The sequence below is a fragment of the Kribbella antiqua genome (genome assembly GCF_004345665.1).
Lineage (GTDB): Bacteria > Actinomycetota > Actinomycetes > Propionibacteriales > Kribbellaceae > Kribbella > Kribbella antiqua.
In genome coordinates this window covers 223,979-249,941 of the sequence record NZ_SLWR01000007.1, presented here as the reverse complement: position 1 = coordinate 249,941, position 25,963 = coordinate 223,979, and the positions used below count along the sequence as shown (strand labels likewise).

General features: G+C 68.6%; 22 protein-coding genes and 1 pseudogene. 13 read left to right on the top strand and 10 right to left on the bottom strand.

Annotated elements, in window-relative coordinates; translation table 11 throughout:
- Positions 1-62 precede the first annotated feature (62 nt).
- The 8 genes from EV646_RS21260 to EV646_RS21225 all read left to right on the top strand — a co-directional run bounded on the left by EV646_RS21260 (position 63) and on the right by EV646_RS21225 (position 9,937).
- Positions 63-2,363: a DUF6049 family protein gene (locus EV646_RS21260; RefSeq protein ID WP_132151176.1), complete on the top strand. Its 2,301-nt coding sequence runs from the start codon at positions 63-65 to the stop codon at positions 2,361-2,363.
- The gene (gene murJ, locus EV646_RS21255) at positions 2,356-4,002 is read left to right on the top strand and encodes a murein biosynthesis integral membrane protein MurJ (protein WP_132151174.1); all 1,647 of its coding nucleotides are present in this window, start codon (positions 2,356-2,358) and stop codon (positions 4,000-4,002) included. The genes EV646_RS21260 and murJ overlap by 8 nt, the downstream gene beginning before the upstream one ends.
- 103 nt (positions 4,003-4,105) lie before the next feature.
- Positions 4,106-5,752 carry a protein kinase family protein gene (locus EV646_RS21250; protein ID WP_132151172.1) on the top strand — a complete coding sequence of 549 codons (1,647 nt, stop codon included), beginning with the start codon at positions 4,106-4,108 and terminating at the stop codon, positions 5,750-5,752.
- Positions 5,749-6,444: an RNA polymerase sigma factor SigM gene (sigM, locus tag EV646_RS21245; RefSeq protein ID WP_241996219.1), complete on the top strand. Its 696-nt coding sequence runs from the start codon at positions 5,749-5,751 to the stop codon at positions 6,442-6,444. Before EV646_RS21250 ends, sigM begins: the two co-directional genes overlap by 4 nt.
- 111 nt (positions 6,445-6,555) lie before the next feature.
- Positions 6,556-7,317: an anti-sigma factor family protein gene (locus EV646_RS21240; RefSeq protein WP_132151170.1), complete on the top strand. Its 762-nt coding sequence runs from the start codon at positions 6,556-6,558 to the stop codon at positions 7,315-7,317.
- A 109-nt stretch (positions 7,318-7,426) separates the two neighbouring features.
- Positions 7,427-8,413: a thioredoxin-disulfide reductase gene (trxB, locus tag EV646_RS21235; RefSeq protein WP_132151168.1), complete on the top strand. Its 987-nt coding sequence runs from the start codon at positions 7,427-7,429 to the stop codon at positions 8,411-8,413.
- Between the two features lie 41 nt (positions 8,414-8,454).
- On the top strand, positions 8,455-8,772 hold the full coding sequence (trxA, locus tag EV646_RS21230) for a thioredoxin (protein WP_199237121.1): 318 nt from the start codon (positions 8,455-8,457) through the stop codon (positions 8,770-8,772).
- Positions 8,773-8,812: 40 nt separating this feature from the next.
- A complete protein-coding gene (locus EV646_RS21225) occupies positions 8,813-9,937 on the top strand; it encodes an N-acetylmuramoyl-L-alanine amidase (protein WP_132151164.1) in 1,125 nt (374 codons plus the stop codon).
- On the opposite strand, the gene EV646_RS21220 is transcribed toward EV646_RS21225, so the two are convergent.
- Positions 9,926-12,055: an MMPL family transporter gene (locus EV646_RS21220; protein WP_132151162.1), complete on the bottom strand. Its 2,130-nt coding sequence runs from the start codon at positions 12,053-12,055 to the stop codon at positions 9,926-9,928. The genes EV646_RS21225 and EV646_RS21220 overlap by 12 nt on opposite strands.
- 75 nt (positions 12,056-12,130) lie before the next feature.
- On the opposite strand from EV646_RS21220, the gene EV646_RS21215 reads away from it, so the two are divergent.
- Positions 12,131-12,457, top strand: coding sequence for a PadR family transcriptional regulator (locus EV646_RS21215; RefSeq protein WP_132151160.1), 327 nt, complete (start codon positions 12,131-12,133; stop codon positions 12,455-12,457).
- On the opposite strand, the gene EV646_RS21210 is transcribed toward EV646_RS21215, so the two are convergent.
- From EV646_RS21210 to EV646_RS21195, 4 genes are read right to left on the bottom strand one after another with little or no spacing between them, the layout of a single operon-like run.
- Positions 12,437-13,075: a permease prefix domain 1-containing protein gene (locus EV646_RS21210; RefSeq protein WP_241996218.1), complete on the bottom strand. Its 639-nt coding sequence runs from the start codon at positions 13,073-13,075 to the stop codon at positions 12,437-12,439. The two genes, EV646_RS21215 and EV646_RS21210, sit on opposite strands and share 21 nt — an antisense overlap.
- Positions 13,076-13,105: 30 nt before the next feature.
- Positions 13,106-13,513 carry a DUF2784 domain-containing protein gene (locus EV646_RS21205; protein WP_132151156.1) on the bottom strand — a complete coding sequence of 136 codons (408 nt, stop codon included), beginning with the start codon at positions 13,511-13,513 and terminating at the stop codon, positions 13,106-13,108.
- Entirely contained in the window at positions 13,510-14,163 is a 654-nt protein-coding gene (locus EV646_RS21200) for a GNAT family N-acetyltransferase (RefSeq protein ID WP_132151154.1), read from the bottom strand. Before EV646_RS21200 ends, EV646_RS21205 begins: the two co-directional genes overlap by 4 nt.
- 46 nt (positions 14,164-14,209) lie before the next feature.
- Positions 14,210-14,398, bottom strand: a complete 189-nt coding sequence (locus tag EV646_RS21195; RefSeq protein WP_132151152.1) for a hypothetical protein — start codon at positions 14,396-14,398, stop codon at positions 14,210-14,212.
- 199 nt (positions 14,399-14,597) lie between these two features.
- Here EV646_RS21195 and EV646_RS21190 point away from each other — a divergent pair, with 199 nt between their 5' ends.
- The 4 genes from EV646_RS21190 (at position 14,598) to EV646_RS21175 (ending at position 18,123) form a co-directional block, all read left to right on the top strand.
- Positions 14,598-15,908, top strand: coding sequence for an aminotransferase-like domain-containing protein (locus EV646_RS21190; RefSeq protein WP_132151150.1), 1,311 nt, complete (start codon positions 14,598-14,600; stop codon positions 15,906-15,908).
- 133 nt (positions 15,909-16,041) lie between these two features.
- Positions 16,042-16,989: a D-alanine--D-alanine ligase family protein gene (locus EV646_RS21185; RefSeq protein WP_132151148.1), complete on the top strand. Its 948-nt coding sequence runs from the start codon at positions 16,042-16,044 to the stop codon at positions 16,987-16,989.
- Positions 16,990-16,996: 7 nt separating this feature from the next.
- Positions 16,997-17,785: an SURF1 family protein gene (locus EV646_RS21180; protein ID WP_132151146.1), complete on the top strand. Its 789-nt coding sequence runs from the start codon at positions 16,997-16,999 to the stop codon at positions 17,783-17,785.
- A complete protein-coding gene (locus tag EV646_RS21175) occupies positions 17,782-18,123 on the top strand; it encodes a DUF3817 domain-containing protein (protein ID WP_132151144.1) in 342 nt (113 codons plus the stop codon). The genes EV646_RS21180 and EV646_RS21175 overlap by 4 nt, the downstream gene beginning before the upstream one ends.
- 2,489 nt (positions 18,124-20,612) lie before the next feature.
- Here the strand turns inward: EV646_RS21175 and EV646_RS21170 are convergent.
- The 5 genes and pseudogenes from EV646_RS21170 to yidC all read right to left on the bottom strand — a co-directional run.
- Positions 20,613-21,578: a ParB/RepB/Spo0J family partition protein gene (locus EV646_RS21170; protein WP_132151142.1), complete on the bottom strand. Its 966-nt coding sequence runs from the start codon at positions 21,576-21,578 to the stop codon at positions 20,613-20,615.
- A gap of 287 nt (positions 21,579-21,865) precedes the next feature.
- Complete coding sequence (locus tag EV646_RS21165; RefSeq protein ID WP_199237101.1) at positions 21,866-22,801, bottom strand: ParA family protein; 936 nt, start codon at positions 22,799-22,801, stop codon at positions 21,866-21,868.
- Positions 22,802-23,424: 623 nt separating this feature from the next.
- Entirely contained in the window at positions 23,425-24,060 is a 636-nt protein-coding gene (gene rsmG / locus EV646_RS21160) for a 16S rRNA (guanine(527)-N(7))-methyltransferase RsmG (protein WP_422386720.1), read from the bottom strand.
- A gap of 88 nt (positions 24,061-24,148) precedes the next feature.
- Complete coding sequence (locus tag EV646_RS21155) at positions 24,149-24,667, bottom strand: Jag family protein (RefSeq protein ID WP_132151139.1); 519 nt, start codon at positions 24,665-24,667, stop codon at positions 24,149-24,151.
- A gap of 313 nt (positions 24,668-24,980) precedes the next feature.
- Positions 24,981-25,961, bottom strand: a pseudogene (yidC, locus tag EV646_RS21150) (membrane protein insertase YidC); the annotation flags it as partial.
- Between the last annotated feature and the right edge of the window lie 2 nt (positions 25,962-25,963).

Genomic DNA, 25,963 nt, shown 5'->3' with positions numbered 1-25,963 from the left:
GATCCGGCGGAGCCTGACTGGTCGGCAAATGGTGACACGGGGAACTAGGTTACGGTGACGGCGTGTTCAGACGGCGACTGAGGCTCTCCGCGGCGGCAGGTGCGGGCCTGCTGATCGCTGCGGCGGCAGCGTTTCTCGGCATCGCTCCGGCGCCCGCGGCGCCGGCGGACGAGCCGGTGGTCGACGTCTCGATCGACTCGTTCGCTCCGGTCGCGCCGAAGCCCGGCGACCCGGTGACGATCAAGGGCCGGATCACGAACACCAGTACGACGACATTCCGTGCTCCACAGGTACTCGCGTGTATCGACCGCGAACGGCTGACCAGCAACGACGACGTCGCCGACATCGACACCGAGCAGGACGTGGCGATGAACGAGCGGGACAGCTGCACCCGGTTGACCAACCCGGAGACGCCGACCTTCCAGCAGTTCGAAGAGCCGCTGGCGCCGAAGGCGTCGGTGCAGTTCAGCCTGACGGTGCCGTGGGACGAATGGCGCATCACCAAGAACACCGGTGTGTACGTCGTCGGCGTCGTCTTCCGCGGCCAGCCGGAAGGTAAGGACAGGGCGACCGCCGGCCGGGCGCGCACCCTGATGCCGGTGATCGGCGCCGAGCCGCTGCCCGGCAAGGTGAACACGGCCCTCGTCATTCCGTTGCGCCATCGACCTACCCAATTGGGTGGCAGCAGGTTCGCGAACGAGTCGCTCGCCGAGTCGATGGCGCCGAACGGCGACCTCGGCCGGCTGCTCGCGATCGGCGACCGGCGCAAGGTGACCTGGCTCGTCGATCCCTCGATGCTCGACGAGGCCCGCCAACTGCAGAACGGGTACGTCGTCACCGGACCCGACAACATGACCAAGACAGGCACCGGCCAGAAGGTGGTCGCCGCGTGGCTCAAGGCGTTCGAGGCGAGCCGTGCCAAGGGCAACCAGGTCGTCCTTCTGCCGTACGGCGACCCGGACGTCGCCGGCCTGATCGAGGCGGGCGACCCGCTGAAGAAGATCGTCGGCGACGCCCGGGCAGCCAGCGAGGAGTTCAACCTGGCGGCCGGGTCCAGCGTCGCGGCCGGCTTCACCAACGGGCTCTGGCTGGAGGGCGGCTCGGCCCGCAGCAAGTACCTCGCCGCCGCGTCGACCGGCTTCCGCGGTTCCACCGACCAGGACCTGAACCTGGTCAGCAGCTCGTCCTGGACGACAGCCGCCCGACCGAACCTCACGCCCTCCCCGGTGTACGACGTACTGACTCCGGAAGGTCCGCAGAGCGAGGTTCGCACCGTCATCGCGGACTCGGCGCTCACTGCCGGCGGGCCGGACCCGGACGCTGCCGACAGCCCGCTCCAGGTCCGGCAGCGGTTCGCAGCGGAGACTGCGCTGCTGGCCGCGAGTGGCGCGAGCACTGTCTCGGTCGTCGCGCTGCCGCCGCGTGGCTGGGACGCCGACGGCCGCGCGACCGCTGCGCTGGCCAGTGGCCTGTCGCTGCCGTGGATCAACCAGACCGATGTCGGCACGGTGGTCGCGACGGCGAAGAACCCGCAGACCACCAAGGCACCGAACGTGCCGCGCACGGATGCTGTGCTGAACGGCAACCAGGTCGACGCCGTCCACGGGCTCACCGACACGACACTGACCTTCCGGTCGCTTCTCTCCGCCCCGGAGAACCTCAGCGAGTCGATGGAGCGGGCGCTGCCCCGGTCCGCGTCGACCGGCTGGCGTGACTTCCCCGACGAAGGCCAGCGCTACGCCGCGATCGAGACCTCCTCGGTGAACCAGCAACTGGCCAAGGTGCATCTGGTCAACAGCGTCGACGACAAGGGACTGCACCGCGAGATCAAGGTCAACCTGGCCGGCAGCAAAGGCACCTTCCCGCTGACCATCACGAACAACCTGGACTATTCCGTCCGGGTCGGGATCGTGGTGACGCCGGCGAACCGGACCGACCTGCGGATCAAGCCGGTCCAGACCAAGGTGCTCGGTCCGAAGGTCAAGGCGACGTACCCGATCGCCGCGAGCGCGGAGGCGAACGGTCTGATCCGCGCGAACGTCCAGGTAGTCACCGCCGCCGGGGACCCGGTCGGCAAGCCCCAGGAGCTGGTGATCCAGGCCGCGCAGTACGGCAGCGTCGGCTGGATTCTGGTCGGCGCCGCCTGCGCCTTGTTGTTCGGTACGTCGTTCGTCCGCATCTACCGGCGGATCCGGACCGAGCGGAAGAATCCCGCACCGCAGGCAGACACCCCAGACCCACTGCATCCGGCGCCACTGGATCCCGAGGCGACGACCCCGGACCGGCCCGAGCCGCGGATGAACGGCGTACCGGAAGACGTGCCGGCGTCCCTGAAAGAAGGAGTCGGTTCGAAGGATGGCTGACCGCACCCTGCGATCCGCGGCGGTGATGGCAGCCGGAACGGTGCTGTCCCGCCTGCTCGGATTCGTCCGGATCGCCCTGCTCGCGGCCGCCATCGGCACCGCGCTGCGCGGCGACATCTTCACCGCTGCGAACACGATCCCGAACAGCCTGTACATCCTGCTGGCCGGCGGGGTGTTCAACACCGTGCTGGTCCCGCAGCTGGTCCGGGCGATCAAGAACCACGACGACGGCGGCCAGGACTTCACCAACCGGGTGCTGACCTTCGGCTTCGTCGTACTCGCGGTCGTGACGGTCGCGTGCGTACTGCTCGCGCCCGCGATCGCCGAGCTCTACCTGCCGAAGGAGCTGCACGACCCCTCCCGGGCGTCCGAGCGGGCGTCGATGGTGATGTTCGTCCGGCTCTGCCTGCCGCAGATCTTCTTCTACGGCGCGTTCGTGCTGGTCGGCCAGGTGCTGAACGCGCGGCGCCGGTTCGGCCCGATGATGTGGGCGCCGATCGCGAACAACATCGTCGCCTGCGCATCGATCGTGGTGTTCCTGCTGGTCTACCGGACCGGCGACAACCCGCCGACCTACAGCCACGGCGAGGAGTTGCTGCTCGGTCTCGGGCACACGATCGGGATCGCCGTACAGCTGCTGGTGCTGCTGCCGTATCTGAAGGCGAGTGGGCACACATACAAGCCGAAGTTCGGTCTGCGTGGCACCGGGCTGGGTCACACGGCGAGGCTTGGCATCTGGACCGTGCTGTTCGTCGCCGTGAACCAGGTGACGCTCGTGGTGGTCACCCAGCTCGCCATCGCGGGCAGTGCTTCGACGGACCCCGGCGCCAAGGCGGGTCTGTTCGCCTACAGCACGGCGATGCTGATCATCCTGGTGCCGCACGGCATCGTCACCGTGTCGCTGGCGACGGCCGCGCTGCCGCAGATGTCGGCGCTCGCGGCCGATGGCGACGTGACCGAGGTGGGCCGGCTGTCCGCCCGGTCGATCCGGCAGACGCTGGCGATCGTCGTACCGGCGGCTGCCGCGATGGTCGCGTTCGCGTACCCGATCGTCACGGTGATCGCCGGGTACGGCTCTGGCAAGAACAACCTGACGCTGATGTCGTACACGCTGATGACGCTCGCGTTGGGGATCGTGCCCTTCACCATTCAGTACTTCCAGCTGCGCACCTTCTACGCGTTCGAGGACACCCGGACACCGTTCTTCCTCCAGTGCGTGATCGCGGCGACGAACATCGTGGCGGCCGTCGTGGGCGTCCGGGTGCTGCTGGACGAGGAGCACCTGCGGTTCAGCGGTGTCGTGCTCGGGGCGGCGTACGCGCTGGCGTACCTGGTCGCCGTACTGATCTCCCGGCCAGTGCTTCGGCGGAAGGTGCCGCGGGTGCATGGCGCCGGCATCGGGCTGCCGCTGCTCGCGATGGTGATCGCCGCGGTCATCGGCGCCGGCCTCGGCCGTGCCGCGCTGTGGGTGCTCGACGCCGCGATCGACTGGTCCGGCCCGCTCGGCGCCATCCTCCAACTCGCCGTCGCGGCCGCGGTGATGCTTCCGGTGTACGCCGGGGTGGCCCGGGTACTGCGGATCCACGAGGTGACCGACGTGGTGTCGATGGTCACATCAAAATTGCCGGGCCGCCGCTGAACCAACCAGCTTGTGCACTCGTGCACACCTGTGTTCCTGACGGGGGCACTAGCATGGGGGCTGGCGATCAGGCCGCAGGGCATCGAGGAGGGCGAGAGACACCGTGTCGAACCAGACCGTCAGTCCTGGTGCCCTGCTTGCCGGACGCTACCGGATCGCCGAGCTACTCGCGGAGATCGACGGTGCGCGGGTGTGGCGGGCAGTGGACGAGGTGCTCAGCCGCGCGGTCGTCGTCGACGTCCTGCCGGTCGGCGACCCCCGGACGAACCTGCTCTTCGACGCCGCGCGGCGAGCCGCCGCCGCGGCCGACCCGCGCTTCCTCCGCGTGCTCGACTGCGACATGCACGACGGCGTCACGTACTGCGTCCGTGAGTGGGCCGGAGGCCGCCCGCTGGAGCGGATGCTCAGCAGCGGCCCGCTCACCGGGCAGCAGGCCGGCTGGCTCGCCCGTGAGGTGTCCGAGGCGCTCGAGAACCTGCACCGCACCGGCAACGCGCACGGCTCCATCAGCCCGTCCACGGTCGTGGTCACCGACGCGGGAGCCATCAAGGTCGTCGGCCTCGCCACCGAGGCCGCGCTCCGGTCGACCGGCCCGGGTTCGCCCGAGCAGGACGTCCGGGCCCTCGGTGAGCTGCTCTATGCCTCTCTTACCGGCCGCTGGCCAGGCCCTGCTCCGGCGTGGGGCTTGCAGCCCGCTCCGGTCGAGCACGGCCGACTGCTGAGCCCGCGTCAGGTCCGCGCCGGCGTGCCGCGCTCGCTGGACGACATCAGCGACCGGCTGCTCAGCGACCCGCCGCGGCACCACGCCCCGCCGATCACGAGCGCCGCAGGCCTGTCCGCTGCGCTGTCCGGTGTCGTCGGCAGCTCGCACGAGCCGCCGAGCCAGATGGACGAGACGGTCGCGATCGCCCGGCAGAACGGCAGTGTCGACGACGCCACCCAGGTCGTTCCGCAGCAGACCCCGCCCGCGCTGGACCCGACGCCGTACCAGTCGTCCAACGGGCACGAGGTCCAGTCGGCGTACTCGGCTCCGGCCGAGCCCCGGTCGCGACGCCAGCCGCCCCCGCCGACCGACAACGGCTACGGTCGCCGGCGTCCGCCCGAGGAGCGGAAGCCGAAGGGCTCCTGGGGTGGCCGGATCCTGATCCTGCTCGCCGTACTGGCGCTGCTGTCGGTGATCGCGATGGCGCAGTTCCTGCTCAAGGGCGCGATGAACAACGACCAGGGCTCCGGCTCCGGCGGTGCCACCACCGCTCCGCAGAGCACCGGCACGACCGCGGCATCGGGCGGCCCGGCCAAGATCGTCGGCGCCAAGGACTTCGACCCGCCGCCGGACGGCAACGGCGAGGAGCACCCGGAGGACGTGCCGAACACGTACGACGGCAAGCAGAGCACCACCTGGACGACGATGTCGTACAAGAACAAGCCGGAGCTGGGCGGTGTGAAGCCGGGCGTCGGCATCATCTACGACCTCGGTACGGCGACCACCGTGTCCAAGGTGGCGGTCACGCTCGATGGTGACGACACCAGCCTGCAGATCATGATCCCGAAGGACGACACCAGCCAGTCGCCGTCCACGGTCAGCGGCTGGACCCCGGTCGCCACCAAGGAGGACCAGCCCGAGGGAACCACGACGCTGACGCCGTCGTCGCCGGTCAAGACGCAGTACGTGCTGGTCTGGCTGACCAAGCTGCCGAAGGCCGACAGCGGCTACCGGGGCGAGATCTCGGAGGTCGCGATCAGCAAATGACATCCGACGTGTCCCGCATCGGCACCGCCGAGCCGATCGCCCAGCCTGTGCAGCATGCTGGGCCGGTGAGCTACGACCAGATGGACGACCACGAGCTGCTCCGGCTGCACGTGGCCGGCAACCCGGACACGTTCGGGTTCCTGGTCCGCCGGCACCGGGACCGGATGTGGGCGGTCGCGATCCGCACCCTGGGTGAGCCCGAGGAGGCGGCCGACGCGCTGCAGGAGGCGTTCATCTCGGCGTTCCGGCGGGCCGACTCGTTCCGCGGCGACGCCAAGGTGACCACCTGGCTGCACCGGATCGTGGTGAACGCGTGTCTGGACCGGATCCGCCGGCGCCAGGTCCGCGCGACCGACCCATTGCCAGAGGACGAGGACCGCGCCGCCGAACTGGCCGGACCGGCCGAGGAAGACCCGGCGGAGGTCCGCGAACGGCGCCTCGACGTGCTGAACGCGCTCAAGCAGATCAACGAGGACCAGCGCAGCGCCCTCGTCCTGGTCGACATGGAGGGCTACTCGATCGAGGAAGCGGCCGCCATCCTGGACTGCGCGCCGGGTACGGTGAAGAGCCGCTGCGCCCGTGGCCGGGCCAAACTGCTGCCACTGCTCCGTCACTGGCAGACGACGCGCGGCGGTTCGGACGATTCCGGCGTACCGGAAAAAACCGCCGCCGAAGCGGTGGGAACCGAATGACTGGGTACTCCGTCGAAGCGAAGTCGCCGACCTGCGACCCCGCCTCCATGCCTCGACCCGGAGTACTCCGATGACCACACTGCGTTCCTCCCGTGAGGGGGCGACTTCCCGATGACTGATTCGGGTCTGCCAACCAGTGAGCACCTCGAGCACCTGGACACGGACACCATCGCCGACCTGATCGAGAACCTGCTGCCTGCCCCCGAGGCGCATCGTGCTCGTGAACACGTGAAAGCCTGCCCCGACTGCCAGCAGACGTTCGACGCCCTGGTGCAACTGTCCGAGGACCTCGCCGAGGAGGGCCGGAACGATATCCCGATGCCGGCCGACGTCGCCGAGCACCTCGACGCGGTGATCGTCTCGGAGTCCGTGCTGCGCTCTTCGACGGTTGGTGTGCACTCGCTGGTCCAGATCCGCGAGGAACCGCGCCGGCACCTGCCCAAGCTGCTGGGTGCGGCCGCCGCGGTCGTGGTCATCGCGGCGATCGGCGTCGGTGTGGTCTTCGCCACCAAGGACGACGCTCCGGGCGGCGCGGCGGGGATCAACCCGACCAACGTGCCGACCGGCGTACCGACCCTGACCACCAAAGACGTCGGCCCGCAGGCGCAGCGCTGGCTGGAGAGCAGCAGCAATCCGCTTCTGCACGGCTCCGCCGCCGAGATCGCCTGCGCGCGTACCTTCGCCTCCAGCCGGCCGAACCCCCAGCTCCGGCTGGTCCAGCCCGCCAAGGTCAACGGGCAGCGCGCCACCGTGATCGGCCTGCAGGGCGAATCGGCCCGCGACGTCCAGCTCTTCGTGGTCACCGGATGTAACGAATCAGGCGGCGTCGCCGACCCCTTCTACGACACCACGGTGACCCTGCGCAATCGGTGAGACGGTCGTGACGTGGATCGGCCCGGCGATGGGTACCGTGGGAATGGTCGGCCTCTAGGATCCGTTGAGTACGACGTACCAGAACTCGACGACACCGAGGAACGCCTTTATGAGCGACGCAGGAGTCCGCAACGTCATCATCGTCGGCTCCGGACCGGCCGGTTACACCGCCGCCGTGTACGCAGCGCGCGCCCGGCTCGAACCACTCGTGTTCGAGGGCTCCGTCACCGCCGGCGGCGCGCTGATGAACACCACCGAGGTGGAGAACTTCCCCGGGTTCAGCGAGGGCATCATGGGCCCGGCGCTGATGGACGAGATGCGGACCCAGGCCGAGCGCTTCGGCGCCGAACTGGTGCCGGACGACATCGTCGCCGTGGACCTGACCGGTGAGATCAAGGTCGTCACCGACTCCGCCGGCACCGAGCACCGCGCCAAGACCGTGATCCTGGCGATGGGCTCGGGCTACCGCAAGCTGGGCCTGCCGGACGAGGACCGGATGTCCGGGCACGGCGTGTCCTGGTGTGCGACCTGTGACGGCTTCTTCTTCCGTGAGCAGGAGATCGCGGTCGTCGGCGGCGGCGACTCGGCCGTCGAGGAGGCCACCTTCCTGACCCGGTTCGCGAAGAAGGTCACGCTGGTGCACCGCCGCGAGGAGCTGCGCGCCTCCAAGATCATGGCCGACCGTGCGTTCGCGAACGACAAGATCGACTTCGCCTGGAACTCCGAGGTCGCCGAGATCCACGGCGAGGACAAGCTGACCGGCGTCACCCTGCGGGACACCGTGACCGGTGAGACCCGGGAGCTGCCGGTGACCGGCCTGTTCATCGCGATCGGGCACGACCCGCGGTCCGAGCTGATCAAGGGCCAGGTCCGCCTGGACGAGGAGGGCTACGTCCTGGTCCGGGAAGGCAGCACCGAGACCAACCTGCCCGGCGTCTTCGCCGCCGGCGACCTGGTGGACCACACCTACCGGCAGGCGATCACCGCCGCCGGCACCGGCTGTGCGGCCGCCCTGGACGCCGAGCGCTTCCTGGCCACCCTGGAGCACGAGGCGACCGCGGCGGCCGCGGCTGCCACCGAGCCTGTCACCGTCTGAATCTCACAATCACTGAAGGAGTTACGCCCGTGGGCGAGAAGATGAACGCCGTCACCGACGCCGAGTTCGACCAGACCGTGCTGAAGAGCGACAAGCCGGTGCTGGTGGACTTCTGGGCCGAGTGGTGTGGACCGTGCCGCCAGGTCTCCCCCATCCTGGAGGAGCTGAACCAGGACCACGGGGACAAGATCACCTTCCTGAAGATGAACGTGGACGAGAACCCGGTCACCCCGAGCAACTACCGCGTCACCGGTATCCCTACCATCAACGTCTACGTGAACGGTGAACTGGCCAAGTCCATCGTCGGCGCCAAGCCGAAGGCTGCGCTGCTGAAGGAATTGGCAGACTTCACCTCCTGAATGACGCAGGACACCCGTCCGCCACGGCAAGGAGCAGTTGATGGAAGCCCCGCACGGCGTGTACCGAGTAGGCGACAGCGGTGAGGCCGTCGCCGAGATCATCGGCAAGCTCCAGCGGCTCGGCCTGCTGGCAGGCGGTCACGACGTCTACGACGAACTGACCGCGCACGCTGTCCGGGGATTCCAGCAGCAACGCGGGCTGATGATCGACGGGATCGTCGGCCCGCAGACCTACCGGGCGCTCGACGACGCCCGCTGGCGACTCGGCGACCGCCTTCTGACGTACGTCGTATCGCATCCGTTGACCGGTGACGACGTACTGGCGCTGCAGGCCAAGCTGCAGGAGCTGGGCTTCGCCGTCGCTCGCGTCGACGGAATCTTCGGCGCGGATACTCAGCGCGCGGTGACCGAGTTCCAGCGCAACATGGGCCTGCCGGCCGACGGCACGTGCGGCCCGTCCACCTTTAAGGCCCTGCAGCGGATCCGCCCGATGGCGACCGGGGGCCGGCCGGACGCTCTGCGCGCTTCCGAGGCAGTCCGGGCCGCGGGTCCGCGCCTCTCGGGCAAGACGGTCGTCATCGACCCGGGCCATGGTGGCTTCGACTACGGCTGGGAGGGCTACGGCCTGCGCGAGTCCGATGTCGCGTACGACCTGGCTTCCCGGATCGAGGGCCGACTGGGCGCGACCGGCGTACGGGCGTACCTGTCGCGCGGGCGTGATCAAGGGCCGGACGAGCTGGCCCGGGCCGCGTTCGCGAACGAGACCGACGCCAACCTGTGCGTGTCCCTGCACACCGACGGTTCGATGAACCCGGAGGCGCAGGGCGTCGCGACGTACTTCTACGGCAACGACCTGCACGGCGCGTCGTCGAGCGTCGGTGAGCAGTTCGCCGGTCTGGTGCAGCGCGAGATCGTCGCGCGTACCGACCTGCTGAACTGCCGCACCCACGCCAAGACCTGGGACCTCCTGCGCCGGACGAAGATGCCCGCGGTCCGGCTCGAGATCGGCTACGTGACCAACCCGCACGACTCGGCTCGCCTCGCCGACCCGGCCTTCCGCGACGTGATCGCCGAGGCCATCGTGGTCGCGATCCAGCGCGTTTACCTCCCACCGGAGCAGGACGCGGCCACCGGCATGCTCCGCTTCGGCCAGCTAACCGTCTAGCTCAACCTTCGGCAGCACGCGGCCGAGACCGCGAGGTAGCCACCAGGCGCGGTCGCCGAAGAGGCGCATGACCGCCGGCACGATGACGCAGCGGATCAGTACGGCGTCGAGCAGTACGGCGGTGGCGAGGCCGAGGCCGAACTGCTTCAGCATCCGGTCCGGGCTGAGCAGGAAGGCGCCGAAGACAACGATCATGATTGCCGCCGCCGCGGTGATCACGCTGCCGGTGTTCGCCAGCCCTTCACGAACCGCCTCCTGAGCGTTTCCGGTACGACGCCACTCCTCGTGGATCCGGGAGACCAGGAACACCTCGTAGTCCATCGACAGCCCGAACACGATCGCGAAGATCATCACCGGCACGAACGCCTCGATCGGCCCCGGCTGCGCACCGAACCAGCCCTGCTGGAACACCAGCGTGATCACCCCGAGCGAGGCGCCGATGCTGAGCAGGTTGAGCACCGCCGCCTTCAACGGGATCAGGATCGACCGGAACACCGCCATCAGCAGCAGCGCCGACAGACCGACCACGACCAGGACGAAGATCGGCAGCCGCGCACTGACCGCCGAGGCGAAGTCGTCCGCCGCCGCGGTCGCGCCACCGACCAGGTACGTCGCATTGGTCTTGAGTGGAGGCAGGGTCTCATCGCGGAGCCGCTCGACGAGTTGGCTGGTAGCCGCGTCCTGCGGCGCCGACTTGGGGAACACCAGCATGGTCGCGATCTTCCCGTCCGGCATCAGTTGCGGCGGGGTCACCGCGGCGACATCCGGGTCAGCGCTGATCGTCTTGCTCGCCGCCGTGGCCGCTGCCTCGTCGCCTTCGGTCACCACGACCAGCGGACCGTTGAAGCCAGGGCCGAATCCCTGAGCCAGCAGGTCGTACGCCTTCCGGCTGGTCTTGGCCGGATCGTCCGTACCCGCATCCGCGAACCCGAGCCTCATGTCCAACGCAGGCAGCGACAACGCCACCAGCGCAACCGTCCCGAGCACCAGCGGAACCCACGGACCCCGCTGTACGACGGCCGCCAGCCTCCGCCACCCGTCTCCCGGCGTACGGCGCTTCTTCGCCGCGTGCTTGCGAACGCTCCGCTCGATCCGCTTCCCGAACAACGTCAGCAGCGCCGGCAGCAGACTCACCGCGGCCAGCATCGTCATCAGCACGGTGAGTGTCACACCGAGCGCAACGCCTTGCAGAGCGCCAAGCCCGAGCGCGAGCAAACCGAGCAGGGCAATCACCACTGTGCAGCCGGCGAACATGACCGAACGCCCAGCGGTGTCGAGGGCAACCATCGCGGCGCTCGCCCGGTCGGTGTCGTCCTTCAGCAGCTCGTGGCGGTAGCGGGAGAAGATCAGCAACGCGTAGTCGATCCCGACCCCGAGGCCGACCAGCATCATCACCGGCGCGGTGTAGTCGGGCACGGTGAACAGATGCGAGCCCAGCACCAGCAGACCGAGCGTGCTGCCGACGGCGAACACCGCCGTCAGCAGCGGAAGCGTTGCCGCAAGCAACGATCCGAACAGGAACACCAGGATCACCAGTGCGGCGAGGATGCCGGCGCCTTCCGACGCGCCGCCTCCGCCCTCGGATGCCGACCTCGCCAGATCACCGCCGACCTCGACCTGCAGCCCGGGGCGAGCGAAGTCCTGAGCCCTGTGGATGATCGTCCGTACGTCCTCCACCGGCATGTCAGCGGTGACGACGTCCAGCGCGACCGTCGAGTACGCCGTACGCCCGTCCGGCGCGAGTGATCCGGGAGCGGTGAACGGGTCGGCGACGGAGGCGACGTGCGGGAGGTCCCGGACGACGGCGAGCATCGAGGCGATCCGGGGCTTGTCCGCCGCGAGACCGCCGTCGGCGCGCAGGACGATCTGGACCGACGCGGTGTCGCCCTTCGGCTGGTGCTCGCGGAAAATGTCGGTCACCCGCTGGGATTCGGTGCCCGGCAGCGTGTTGTCGTTGCGGTAGTTGTCGCCGATCAGGGTCGATGCCGCAGTCACGGCGACGAGGCCGACCAGCCAGAGCACCACGGCCAGGCCGGCGTGACGCATTGACCAGCCGGACACCCGGTGCAGCCACCCGTCTTTCCGCGTTGATCGTCGTACTTCGGTGTCCACTGCCATCGCCGTACTCCCTGATAAGTAGATCAGCTACATGTCGCCTCTCGACGGTAGCAGGCGTATGAGTAGACTGGCTACATGAAGGCGGATGCGCTGCGTGGACACCTCGACCCGATGATCCTGGCCGTCGTCGAGAACGAGCCGCTGCACGGTTACGCGATCATGGAGGCGCTGCTGGAGCGCAGCGGCGGCGAACTGGACCTGCCGACCGGGACGCTGTACCCGGCGCTGCGGCGACTCGAGCGGGCCGGCTACCTGGCCAGCGAGTGGAGCACGGTCGGCGGCCGGAAGCGCCGTACGTATCAGCTCACCACGGCCGGCCAGAAGATGCTTGCCTCAGGCAAGCAGGAGTGGCTGACCTTCCGTGCTGTGGTGGAAGGCGTGCTACGCCCGGGACAGGCGTAGGCACCGCCCGGCCTGAAGACCGACGAGGACCAGCGGCAGTACGACGAAACCGCCGACGACCGCATAGTCGAGGGCTGCGACCGGATGGGTGCTGGTCGATGCCATGCCGACCCCGATCGCGCTGATCACCACGGAGTTCGCGAGGGCGAACAGTGCGGTCGCGCGACTCACGTGCTCGCGGACGACCGAGTAGCGCATGCCGATACCCGCCGCGATCACCGCCAGCACTGCGCCGGCGATCGCCACCATGCCGACGGTCCGGACGAAGCTCTGGAGGAAGTCGTTCAGCGCGTTCGGCTCGGCCGGCTCCTGATTCCAGCTCCAGACGCCTTCCTGCCAGACGATCGGCTGGATGATCAGCACCAGGAAGAGCAAGAGCGCCGTACGGCGGCTCTGGCTGACCGCGAGTTCGGCGCGGTAACCGGGGACTACCTCGTCGAGCCGGCCGAAGTCGGCGACGGCCTCTTCTTCGGCACTTTCTCGATCGAGGCCCTCAGCCTCGAAGGCCTCGGTCGCGTCGGTCAGGTGATCGCGTGCCTCGGCCAGCAGGTCCGCCTTTCGACGGCGCGGACCTCCGAGCGCGCGGCTCAGGTCGGTCAGGTACTCGTCGACAAGCACGCTTTCCAGTATGGGGATGGAGCGCTCAGCTCACGTCCGGGGTCCCACTGAGTCGTCCCTGACCTTGGCGTGTTCGACCGCCTTGCGGCGACGGTGCCGCAGTACGAAGAAGCCGGCGTACCCGATCAGGACCAGCGCGAAGCCGACCTTCTCGGCGACCGGCGTCGCGCCCTCGGGCCACAGATGACCGTCCAGGTAGTGGTTGATGTAGCCGCTCTCGTAGACGGTCTCGCCTCCCCGGCGGCGGAAGTATTTCTCCGAGCCGGTCAGCGGGCAGTCGTAGTCGATCAGCACGATGGCGAGGTTCCAGACCACGATGCCGAGGTGCAGCCAGATCAGCTTCCGCCATTTCCAGGCGAGGAAGCCACCGATCACGAAGAACAGCAGGAAGGCGCCGTGCAGCACCATCATCACGTCGCCGAGGAAACGCCAGATCATGACGGTGTGCGCGTGAGGGCGTCCCGGACCGTGACCGGGGCGGGCGGAGAGTGCTCGGGCCGGATCGCGCCCATCAGCCGCTCGACGGCCGCCTCCATCTCACTGCGCCATTTCACCGCCGAGCGGAGATCCAGCCGCAGCCGCGGATTACGAGGATGCTCCCGTACGACGCCGAAGCCGACCGCCTGCAGGAACTCGGTCGGCCACACGCACCCAGGCCCGTCCCACCGCGAGTCGCCGAACGCCTCGACCGCCCGGAAGCCACGCTTGAGCACGTCCTTGGCCACCGCCTGGACGAGGATCTTCCCCAGCCCGAGCCCCAGATACCGCGGCAGGATCCGCCCGGTCGCCAGTACGACGGCATCCGGGCTGACCGGCGCGGTCGGGAACGCCTGGACCCTGGGCAGGTACGCGGCCGGTGCGTAGATGGCGAAGCCGGCCGGGTCGTCGTCGACGTACAGGACGACACCGGCGGTCCCCCAGTCGAGCAGCAGCTGGGACAGCCAGGCCTCCTTCTCGAGGCCGGTGTCGCCGGTCCGGTGGGCCTGCTTGGCCGCTACCGGGTCGAGCTCCCAGAACACACAGTCACGGCACGGCACCGGGAGCTCGTCGATGTTGGCGAGCGTGAGCGGTTCGAGCCGTCGGGCCATCAGTGCGTCCGGTACCTACGGAGTGTTACTTTCGTCACGGTAGGTATCACCGCGTCGCTGGTTCTGGTTGCGGTGCCGGTCTCCTCGCGTCCGGAGTCTCAGCCGCCTCCGGTGCGACGTACCGCTGTTGCACCTTCGCGGCGGGTTGCCGCCGGAGCAGCTCGCCGGCGAACCCGGCCAGCACGCCCAGAAGCAGTCCACCGAGCGTCCATCCGGCTGTCTTGCCCACGCTCATCCCGTTCCGCCTTCCGCATCCACCTCTCAGGCCGCACCGCACCGCGTGGCCGTCTCAGCAGCCAGATCACGGCATGGTCGAACCTGCCCCTATAAGGCATGGTAGTGAGAGGTCACGCAGATCCACAGCCCAGGCGCGCTTGGGCCAGTCGGCGTAACCTGGTGACTTCCCCTCGATACACCCCCGTTGGAGTGGCTCCGTGAGTGCTGACCTGCCCGATGTCCGGCAGACCCGTCTCGACAACTATGTCGACCGGTACGCAGCACGGACCAAGGGCATGACCGCGTCGGAGATCCGGGCCCTGTTCTCCGTCGCCAGCCGGCCCGAGGTGGTCTCGCTGGCCGGCGGCATGCCGAACATCGGCGGCCTCCCACTGGACGTGGTCGGCAGCGCCGTCCGCGACCTGGTGACCGACAACGGCGCGGTCGCGATGCAATACGGCTCCGGCCAGGGCGACCCCGTGCTGCGGGACCAGATCTGCGACGTGATGCGCCTGGAGGGCATCGACGCGCATCCGGACGACGTCGTCGTCACGGTCGGCAGCCAGCAGGCGGTGGACCTGGTGACGCGGGTGTTCTGCGACCCGGGGGACGTGGTGATCTGCGAGGCGCCGTCGTACGTCGGTGCGCTCGGTGTCTTCCGCGCGTACCAGTGCGAGGTCGTGCATGTCGCGATGGACGACGACGGTGTGCAACCGGAGGCGCTGGAGCAGGCGATCGAGGCGGTCCGGGCGGCCGGGAAGCGGATCAAGTTCTTCTACACGATCCCGAACTTCCACAATCCGGCCGGTGTTTCGCTGTCGAACGAGCGCCGGCGGCGGGTGCTGGAGATCTGCCAGCGAGCCGATCTCCTGATCCTGGAGGACAATCCGTACGGGCTGCTCGGCTTCGACGGTGATCCGCAGCGGGCGTTGCGGGCGGATGATCGCGAGGGCGTCATCTACCTCGGCTCGTTCTCGAAGACGTTCGCGCCGGGGTTCCGGGTCGGCTGGGCGGTCGCGCCGCACGCCGTACGCGAAAAGCTTGTGCTGGCACAGGAATCGGCGACCTTGTGCCCGCCGGTGTTCAGCCAGCAGACGATCTCGGCGTACCTGAGCCGGCACGACTGGCTCGGGCAGGTGAAGCAGTTCCGGGAGATGTACCGGGAGCGCCGCGACGCGATGCTGGCGGCCTTGACCGAAAAGATGCCTGCGGCAACGACCTGGACCAGGCCGGGCGGCGGGTTCTATGTCTGGCTGACCTTGCCGGACGGGCTGGACGCGAAGGCGATGCTGCCACGTGCGGTGACCGCGCGAGTGGCGTATGTACCCGGGACCGCCTTCTTCGCGGACGGTTTCGGCTCGCAATGCATGCGGTTGTCGTACTGTCATCCGACACCCGCGCGGATCACCGAGGGAGTCGGCCGGCTGGCCGCGGTGATCAACGAGGAGCTCGAACTGCGGCAGACGTTCGGCCCGCTGACACCAGGGCATGGCCGCGAGTACGACGCGCCGGGGCCGGAGCTGACGTAGCTGCCTTCGCAAAGGTTGCGTCAATGGAACTGCGGGCGGACGGGGGTCCCTGACGAGGTAGCGGTACCGTTCCTGTGGGCCTCGGGACCGGCGACCGAGCCGGAGTCGCCCACGAGTGATCGGGATATTTGTGATGAGTGATCTGGGTCGAGTGCTGGTACTGGCCGGCGGACTGTCACACGAGCGGGACGTCTCGCTCCGGTCCGGCCGGCGAGTCGCCGACGCCCTGCGCAGCGTCGGCGTGGAGGTCGAGCAGCGAGACGTCGACGCGAACCTGGTCGAACGCCTCCGCGACGATCCGCCGGATGCGGTCTTCCCCGTCCTGCACGGTGTCACCGGCGAGGACGGTGCCCTGCGCCAGGTCCTCGACCTGTACGGCGTTCCGTACGTCGGCGCCGACGCGGCCGCGTGCCGGACGGCCTTCGACAAGCCGGTGGCGTCGACGATGGTCGGAGCGGCCGGGCTGCACACTCCTGCGTCGGTGGTGCTCGGGCACGACACCTTCCGTGAGCTGGGTGCCGCCGCGCTGATGGAGGCTGTCGTCGGGCAGGTCGGGCTGCCGCTGGTGGTGAAGCCGGCTCGCGGTGGCTCGGCGCTGGGTGCGTCGATCGTACGGTCGATGGATGAGCTGCCGTCGGCGATGGTGAACTGCTACGCGTACGGGCCGGTCGCGTTGATCGAGCAGTACATCGACGGGACCGAGGTCGCCGTGACCGTGGTGGACACCGGCGACGGGCCGCGGGCGCTCCCGGCGGTGGAGATCCAGCCCGATTCCGGGTTCTACGACTACGAGGCGCGATACACGGCCGGGGCGACCCAGTTCGTCGTACCGGCTCGGCTGGATGCGGACGTGGCGGAGGCCTGTGCCAAGGCGGCTGTGACGGCGCACGAGGCACTGGGACTGCGAGATCTGTCCCGGTCGGACCTGGTCGTCGATGCGGCCGGCGTGCCGTGGTTCCTGGAAGTGAACGTGGCTCCGGGGATGACGGAGACCTCGCTGGTGCCGCTGGCCGCTGAGGCCGCGGGGATCGAGTTGGGCGTGCTGTGCCGCGATCTGCTGGCTGCTGCCGCGGCTCGTTGAGGTCCTGATGTCCCTCTGGCGCACCGTGCTGACGCCTCGGTGGTTAGGGCTGCTTGCGCTGGCGCTGGCGATCGCCGCGGTGATGTCGGTGATGGGCGTGTGGCAGCTGGATGTGTACCGCTCGAAGACGGCGGCGGCGACGGCCAAGCAAGCCTCGGCGGCACCGGTCGCACTGCAGTCGCTGTTCTCCATCGACGAGGGTCTGCCGGCCAAGGCTGTGGGGCGGCGGGTGACGGTGTCCGGCGAGTGGGGACCGGCTGCGGACCAGCTCTTCATCTCCGACCGGCGTCAGGGAGACCGGGACGGTTTCTGGGTGGTGAGTCCGGTCCGGCTGCCTGGTGGTGGCGCGGTGATGGTTGTCCGTGGATGGGTTCCGTCGGTCTCTGACGTTTCTGGGCGCGCTCCTGCCGGCCCGGTTTCGTTGACCGGCGCCGTCGCCGCTTCGGAGGCTCAGGATGCTTCTGGGGATGCCGCTACGGGCCGGGTGCTGCAGTCGCTGCGGATCCCGACCATCGTGGACATGGTCGACTACCGGATCTACGACGCGTTCGTCGTACTCGCGTCGGTGGAGTCCGGCGCGATGCCGTCGCCGGGGCCGGTCGTCGTACCGGCGCCTTCTCCGCCGACGGATCACGCCGGGTGGCGGAATGTGGCGTACGCGTTCCAGTGGTGGATCTTCGCGGCCTTCACGCTGTGGATGTGGGCGCGGATGGTGCTCGATGCGCACCGGTCGGTTGATGAGGAAGCCGATGCGGGCGAGGAGTCTGTGGAGCCGAGCGGTACCGTTTCAGCGTGACTTCACCTGCTGACTCCGCCACGTCCGCCCTTACGCCGGCCGTCCGTGGTGCACTGACCCGCTACCGGGTGATCGCTTACGTCGTGGGCGTGATGCTGCTGCTTCTGCTGTTCGTCGCGATGCCGCTGAAGTACCTGGCCGACGACCCGGGGGCGATGAACATCATCGGCCCGACGCACGGCTTCCTGTACGTCGTCTACCTCCTCGCGACGTTCGACCTCTTCCGTCGCGTCCGCTGGTCCTTCCCCCGCCTCGTCATCATGGCCCTGGCCGGCACCATCCCGTTCCTGTCGTTCTACGCAGAACGCAAAACCACCCACGAACTCACCCGGGGCTAAATCCGGTTTGGTGCGGTCTCCCGGCTGCCGCCTAGCTTCTTCGCGTCCGACAGCTCGACCCTCAAGCCCTTCGAGGCCTCGCCGGCCGGCGATGTCCGCGTACGCGGGCATCGCCGCTGAGTTCCGCCAGGCCGACATCGTCGAACTCCCCACCCAACGACGCCGTCACGTTCTTACTGTCAGCTGGCCTTCGTCTGGACGCCTACTTCGAGGCCCCTTCCCGGACCTCTACCGCGGTATCACCGCCGCCGCTGACCTCCCCGCCATCTATGTCATCAAGCCACCAAGCCCGATGTTTCACATGAAACATCCACCGCAAATCCCTAAGTCTCTTTGTCGACAAATTCTCGTGAGTCCTCCGAGCTTGGTTGCCCAAAGCAAGAACCCCGAAATTCCTCTGTCAGCGCGATCCTGAGCAACCTGCAACCCTCAGCCCTACTACGTTCCACAGTGCCTACGCGAGGAGAGCCGCCCCTGCGAGCGACTTCGTCTCTATGCAACGGCTGGATCCTCCGCCAGCACGCAGACCCGAAGCCGGCGCATACATCGACGTCTGAGTCACCCCGACCACCAAACCGAGATCCACCAGGTCGACGACGTCCCCATCGCCACCCTGATCGCCCTACACGCCACCGACCCACCCCCACATCCGCACCAACGCCCAACACGTGCTGCACGCCCTCACAACACGCCCGCTGATCCCACCCGCCCGGGCACGCCGTGGGGTGTGGCCGCCGCCCCTGCGCATCAACCTCGCCAACACTCAGAGCCCAACCCCAACCTCGGCGGCCTACCCGGCCGTCCCCACGGACTGCCAACCCGTGTCCCACGTATCGCTCAGCTCCGGCATCCTCACCCGGCCGGTGTCCCCACTCCTCCACCCGCCGCAGTCCGCAGCACCGATTCGGCACGAAGCACCCGAGCTCCTACCTCCACGGTCGCCCTCGCTCCCTGTATCACCGACACCCTCACCCCCGCTCCAGACCCGAGCTCCCGACTCAGACTGATTTGCCGGTCAGCTCACCCTGCCGCTGCCAACCTCCGCGCAACGGGCGGTCCCGCCCCATCACCCAGGTGGTGGTGGCACATCACCCAGGTGGTGGTGAGCAGGAGGTTGCGGCACCAGAGTCGGCCTCCGCAAGCTCATGGGCGTTGGCGATCACGGCGTCGGCTCCCATCGCGGAACGCTGACCAGCCGGTGCGCCACACATGCCCGGCTGGCATACCCCACGGCGCCTGCCCCGCGACCTCTCACTCGGAGTTGGTCGCTCCGCGGCGGTTCCCCTCGCCGTACGCAACCCCACGAGCCCCCACACGGCTGCCGACGCGCATCCCAGGACCCCGAAGCCCGCTGAAGCCACCCTCAGGCTGCTCCCAGCTCCCCCGACCCCAGCTCCCCGAGCCCGGCGCCAGACCCCGACCGATTGCCGCCCGGCTCACTCCTGCCGCTATGAAGCTTGCACACACGAGCCATCCCCGCCCTCCGACCGCTGCACCGCCATACTCTGCCGCCGGTTCATCCTGGGTCTGTCCCACCTATCACTCCGGTCGGCCGCTCTGCGCCAATCCCGCGCGGCTCGCCCCCCAGCGCACACACTGCTGCCGAGGCTCATCCACAGCACGCGAAGCTCGCTGAGCTACCCGCAGCACGCCACGCCCTCCGTTCTCGGATCGCCACTGACGCTGCAACCCCTGAGCCCGGCTCTGCCCCGCCCAGCTGGCTTCGCCCTGTCGCCCGACGGGTCCCGATCCGGCTTCGCCCCCGCCGAGCCGCCCGCACGCCGGCGGCAGCTTGTACTACCCCCGATCCCCTCGCGGTGAGCACACCTCTCGCCGTCTTGCCACGCTCGTCCGGGACATGTCCCCCTGCACGCGGCAGCCACAGTCGCCGAGCCACGCCTCCTCCGGGCAGCCGCTCACGTCGCACACTGTTAGGCCCGGCGTCGTCCGGCAGTCCGGCTTCGCACTCGCGGTCCGGCTTCGCCCCGCCAGCCGGCGCTCACACCTGAGTCAGTTTCTGACGTACAGCGAGCTTCGGCGTCTCGAGCGCAGGCTCGGCGCTCCCCGGGCCTCCTCGCGGTGAGCACTCCCCTAAGGTCTCGCCACCTTGCCACGCTCCTCCGGAACACGTCGGCTCGCCGTCGCAGCCACGGTCAGCGCGCCAGGCAATCCGTGCTTTAGTCACCACTTGCGCTGCGCACACCAGGTCTGCCTGCCCGTCCGGCCCCCCTGGGACCCCCCGTCCCGAAGCCCCCGTCCCGCGTGCCCCTCCCGCGTCCTCGTCCCGCGTGCCCGTCCCGAAGCCCCCGTCCCGCGTGCCCCTCCCGCGTCCTCGTCCCGCGTGCCCGTCCCGAAGCCGCCATCCCGCCTGCCCGTCCCGCATGCCCGTCCGGCGCCGCCGTCGCGCGTGCCCGGCCGGCAGCTTCTACTCGGTGGACCAAACAACCTCCGCCCGCGAGTGAGGTGCGCCGGGGCTCGGGCGGTGGGGGCTACTGCTGGTTGGGGGTGTTTGGGTCCATCAGGGTGACGATGCGTTCCAGGTCGTCGAGGGAGGCGAACTCGACGGTGATTTTGCCCTTGGTCTTGCCGAGGTCTACCTTGACGCGGGTTTCGAAGCGGTCGGAGAGGCGGTCGGCTAGGTCGACCAGGCGCGGAGCGACCGGCTTGTTGCGGCGGCGCTGGGTGGGCGCGTCGTCTTCCGCGTTCATGTCGCCCAGGGCGACGATCTCTTCGACCGTTCGGACGGAGAGACCCTCGGCGACGATCCGCTGGGCGAGGCGCTCGATGGCGTCGCCGCTCGGCAGTCCGAGGAGTGCGCGTGCGTGGCCCGCGGACAGTACGCCGGCGGCGACCCGCCGCTGCACCGAGGCCGGCAGCTTCAGGAGTCGGAGCGTGTTGGAGATCTGCGGCCGCGACCGGCCGATGCGCGTCGCCAGTACTTCCTGCGTGCAACCGAAGTCGTCGAGCATCTGCTGGTAGGCGGCCGCCTCTTCGAGCGGGTTCAGCTGGCTGCGGTGCAGGTTCTCGAGCAGCGCATCCCGCAGCATCACGTCGTCGGAGGTGTCGCGCACGATGGCCGGGATCGTAGTCAGGCCGGCCTGCTGGGTCGCGCGCCAGCGGCGCTCCCCCATCACGAGCTCGTACTTGTCCTTCTCCAGGCGGCGTACGACGATCGGCTGCAGCAGGCCGATCTCCTTGACCGAGTGGACCAGTTCGTCCATCGCTTCCTCGTCGAAGACGGAACGCGGCTGCTTCGGGTTCGGGGTGATCTTGTCGACCTCGATCTCGGCGAACTCCGCACCCGGCACGGCGGCCAACTCGGGCTCGGCCCCGTTGGGCGATGCCGGTGGCGCACCGGGGATGAAGCTGGACTTGCTGCCAAGCGTCGGCGTGCTGCCGGGAGCAGGAGTGCTGGGAATCAGCGCACCAAGTCCGCGTCCGAGTCGGGTGTTCATCGCGCTCCCTCGATCGAGTACTGCTGACGTTCTTCGGAACTTCTCCTGCTGCCGCCTCATGCGAGCGGCCGTCGTTTCACGTGAAACGCCGCCCGCCGCACTCAACAGCACTTGCTGCCTGAGCAACCGTAACTGGTCCCGCCTGTCTCCACGATGCAGGCCTGTGGACAACGCCCCGCGTTTCACGTGAAACGGTGAGACCTTCAGTCCGGGAGGCACCGCGGCTCGCGACGCCCGACATGCAAAGCGCCGGCCGAGACAGGCTCGGCCGGCGCGGTCGGTTCAGCTCAGGCGTTGTTGCGCATCGCGATCTCGCGGGAAGCCTCGAGGTACGAGAGAGCTCCAGCGGACGCCGGGTCGTAGGCCAGCACCGTCTGTCCATGGCTCGGCGCCTCGGAGATCCGGACCGATCGCGGAACGGCGGTTCTCAGTACGGCGTCCCGGAAGTGACCGCGGACTTCGGCGGCGACCTCGCCGGCGAGCTTGGTGCGTGCGTCGTACATCGTCAGGAGGATCGTGGAGACGTCGAGGCCGGGGTTCAGGTGTGACTTCACCATGTCGATGTGCCGGAGCAACTGGGACAGTCCCTCCAAGGCGTAGTACTCGCTCTGGATCGGGACGAGCACCTCACGCGCCGCGGTCAGCGCGTTGACGGTCAGCAGGCCGAGCGACGGCGGGCAGTCGATGAAGACGTAGTCGTACTTCTCGCCCGCGGCCTCTGTCTCGGCCAGGTGGGCGTCGAGCGCGCGCTTCAGGCGGCTCTCCCGCGCCACGATACTGACCAGTTCGATCTCGGCGCCGGCCAGGTCGATGGTGGCCGGGATGACCATGATCCCGGGGTGCTCGGCGCAGGGCTGGAGCAGCTTACCCAGCGACTCGCCCTCGATGATCGCCTCGTAGACACCGGGGGTGCCTTCCGAGTGGTCGATGCCGAGCGCCGTCGAGGCGTTGCCCTGCGGGTCGAGGTCGATCACCAGGATCCGGGCGCCGTACAGCGCGAGGCCGGCGGCGACGTTCACAGTCGTCGTCGTCTTCCCGACGCCACCCTTCTGGTTGGCGACCACGAAGACTCGGGTTTCAGCGGGCAACGGGAACTCGCGGCCCATCGTGCGTCCTTCATTCACCAGCAGGGTCCGTTCGGTGGCGGCGGCGATCGGAGTTTCGAGGAGTCGTCGCTGAAGCTCGTCCGACGTGGCCCGCGCGGCGATCTGTGCGGCAGTCATAGCGCCCATTCCGATAGGTGCGGGACTTGGCCCGAAGAGGATGTCAGTAGGGGTAGGGGCGGGTCTGCCCCCAGCTTCATCCACAGGCCGCTGTGGACGAATTCCCGTGTGCGAGGGCAGTTTCATGGGGTCGTCATCCACAGGTCGTGGAGACTCGGGGAAGTCGCGATCGGTGTCCACCAGGTCCGCCGTTTCACGTGAAACACCATCATCTCCTGACCGCGGTTCCGTTTCACGTGAAACCGGCGGCGAACCACTCGGCGATCCCAGATCGAGACCCGCCGCAGCGGCCTTCAACGCAGCACCTTCCAGGGGCGGACGAAACTCAACCCCGTGCTCGACCGGTGCGACATCGCTCGGCGCCTGGTCCGCTGGAGGCTGTGGGACGGGAGCCTCTGAGGCCGGCCTGACGTTCGTAGGGCCGTGGTCCGCGAGCGATGGGCTGGGTGCGACCGGCGGTTGCTCGATTGCCGGCGGGCCGACCGGTGCAAGGGGCTCGGTTGGATCAGGGGTGATCAGGTGGGTGGCAGTGTCGTGGTCTGAGGGCCAGCCGATCGCATGGGACTTTCTGGGCTCACCGGTGCTTTTGTCCGGCCATCCGAGGGCACGACTCACCAACCCGCTCACCTCCCGCGTCTTCCGTGCCGGGATCCCCCTGCAGCACGTCCGGCCACAATACTCACGACTGTCGTCGGCTGGGCCAGTTCATCGACGCCGAGTTGGTGAATGTGCCAGACCTCGGCCCCGAGAGACTCGAGTTCGCGTTCGGTCGCGTCCAGTTCCTCCTCGGCGGACGCGCCTTTCATCGCCAGCATCAGTCCCCCCTCGGCACACAACGGCAGGCACCACCCGGCCAGTTTGCCCAAGGGCGCCACGGCACGTGAAGTCACCACGTCGTACGACCCCCGCGGTAGCTCCTCGGCCCGGGCACGGACCACGGTCGCGTTGCTCAGGCCGAGTTGCTCGACGGCCTCCTCCAGGAAAGTGGTGCGCCGGAGGAGCGGCTCGACGAGCGACACCTCGATGTCGGGCCGGACCAGCGCGAGCACGATCCCGGGCAGGCCGGCTCCGGTGCCGATGTCGGCGACCGTCGACTCTTCCGGGATCAGCCGCTCGAGCACGGCACAGTTCAGCAGATGCCGGTCCCAGAGTCGCGGCACCTCGCGCGGACCGATCAAGCCGCGCACTGTGCCCTGGGTCGCGAGTAGATCGGCGTACGCCGCAAGCCGATCCGCCGCCCGTGGAAACAACTTCTCCACGAGCGGCGGCGTTTCACGTGAAACGTCTCCCGTCATTAGCCAACCACTCCAGCTGCCTCGGCTGGTGACGGAATTGAGGTGAGCATGGTCAGGACGGCTGGACCACGACGCGGCGGCGGGGCTCCTCGCCCTCGGACTCGCTGGTCAGGCCGGCGGCCGCCACAACGTCGTGTACGACCTTCCGCTCGAACGGAGTCATCGGGTCGAGGCGCACCGGAGTACCTGTCGCCTTCGCCTCCTCGATCGCCTTGCGACCGACCTCTTCCAGTTCGGCCTTGCGGTTGGCGCGGTAGTTCGACACGTCCAGCATCAGCCGCGACCGCTCGCCGGTCTCCCGGTAGACGGCCAGCCGGGTCAGCTCCTGCAGGGCTTCCAGCACCTTGCCGTTCTCGCCGACCAGGTTGTTCAACTCCGCGCCGACGATCGACACCGCGGCCCGGTCACCGTCGATGTCCATGTCGATGTCGCCATCCAGATCGGCGATGTCCAGCAACTCCTCGAGGTAGTCGGCGGCGATGTCGCTCTCCGCCTCGAGTGCCTTCAGGCGCTCGCTGGTGGTACCGGCGGACTGCTCCGCCGCCTCGGTGTTCTGCGTGCCGTCGGTCACGGCGACTCCTTCACAATCTCGAGATCCGCCCCACGGGGACCCAGGTGTACAAGCAGAGAGGGGAACCGGCGACGGCCGGTCAGCGTGATCCGCCGGACTTCTTCTGCGCCGCCTTCTTCTGGGCGGCCGACTTGGCCGCGGGCTGGCGCTTCGCCGTCGTGCCCTTCTTGCCGGCCGGCTGCTTCTTGGCAGCACCGGCCTGAGTCTGCTTCGCCGCACCCTGCTGGGGGTTGGTCGACGTCTGGCCGTTGCTCGCGGCCTTAGCGTCTTCGGACGCCGTCGTACCGCTCGAAGCGGGCTGAGCAGCGGAGGTCCGGCGATCGCTGCGCGACTGGCGCTTCGGCTGCTGGCGCTGCGCCGGACGGCGATCCGTCACGGTGTCGGTGTCCGTCGTACCGTCGGCACTCGCCAGGCCCGCGTCGGCCGGCCGGCCCGCGCGCAGGTTGTGCTCGCGCTTGCGGGCCTCCATCGCGTCGTACGCCGGAGTGCCCGGGGCCGGGTTGCGGCGGATGACGTAGAACTGCTGGCCCATCGTCCACAGGTTCGAGACAAACCAGTAGATGAGCACACCGATCGGGAAGTTGAAGCCACCGATCAGGAAGAAGATCGGGAAGACGTACAGCATGATCTTCTGCATCTGCGCGGCCTGGCCCTCGAGGGCCTCCTTCGGCATGTTCTTGCGCATCAGCTGAAGCTGCGTGGTGAACATCGTCGCCGTCATCAGGATGATCAGCACGATCGCGACGACCTTGACGTTGCCGGCGCCGTCGCCGTTCGCCTTCAGGAAGGTCTGCGAGATCTCCGCGCCGAAGATCTTCGCGTGCTGCAGCGACGCGACGTGCGGGTCCATGATGCTGCTGTGCGTCTTGCCCTTCGACGCATAGTCGAGCACTCGGAACAGGGCCAGGAAGATCGGCGACTGCAGCAGCAGCGGAAGGCACGAGGAGAACGGGTTGGTGCCCGTCTCCTTGTACAGCTTCATCATTTCCTGACCGAGCTTCTCCCGGTCATGGCCGTACTTCTTCTGCAGCTCCTTCATCTTCGGCTGCAGCAGCTGCATGTTCCGGCTGGAGCGGATCTGCCGCACGAACAGCGGGATCAGCAGGGTGCGGATGACGATCGTCAGGCCGGCGATGGACAGCGCCCAGGCCCAGCCGCCGTTCGGGTCGAGCACCAGGCCGAGCAGCCAGTGCCACCCGACGAGCAGCGCCGACACCGCCCAGTAGAGCGGGGTCATGATCGCGTTGAAAACGTCTACGATCCCGTCCCACAACGCGAGCTCAGGGATGGCCAGAA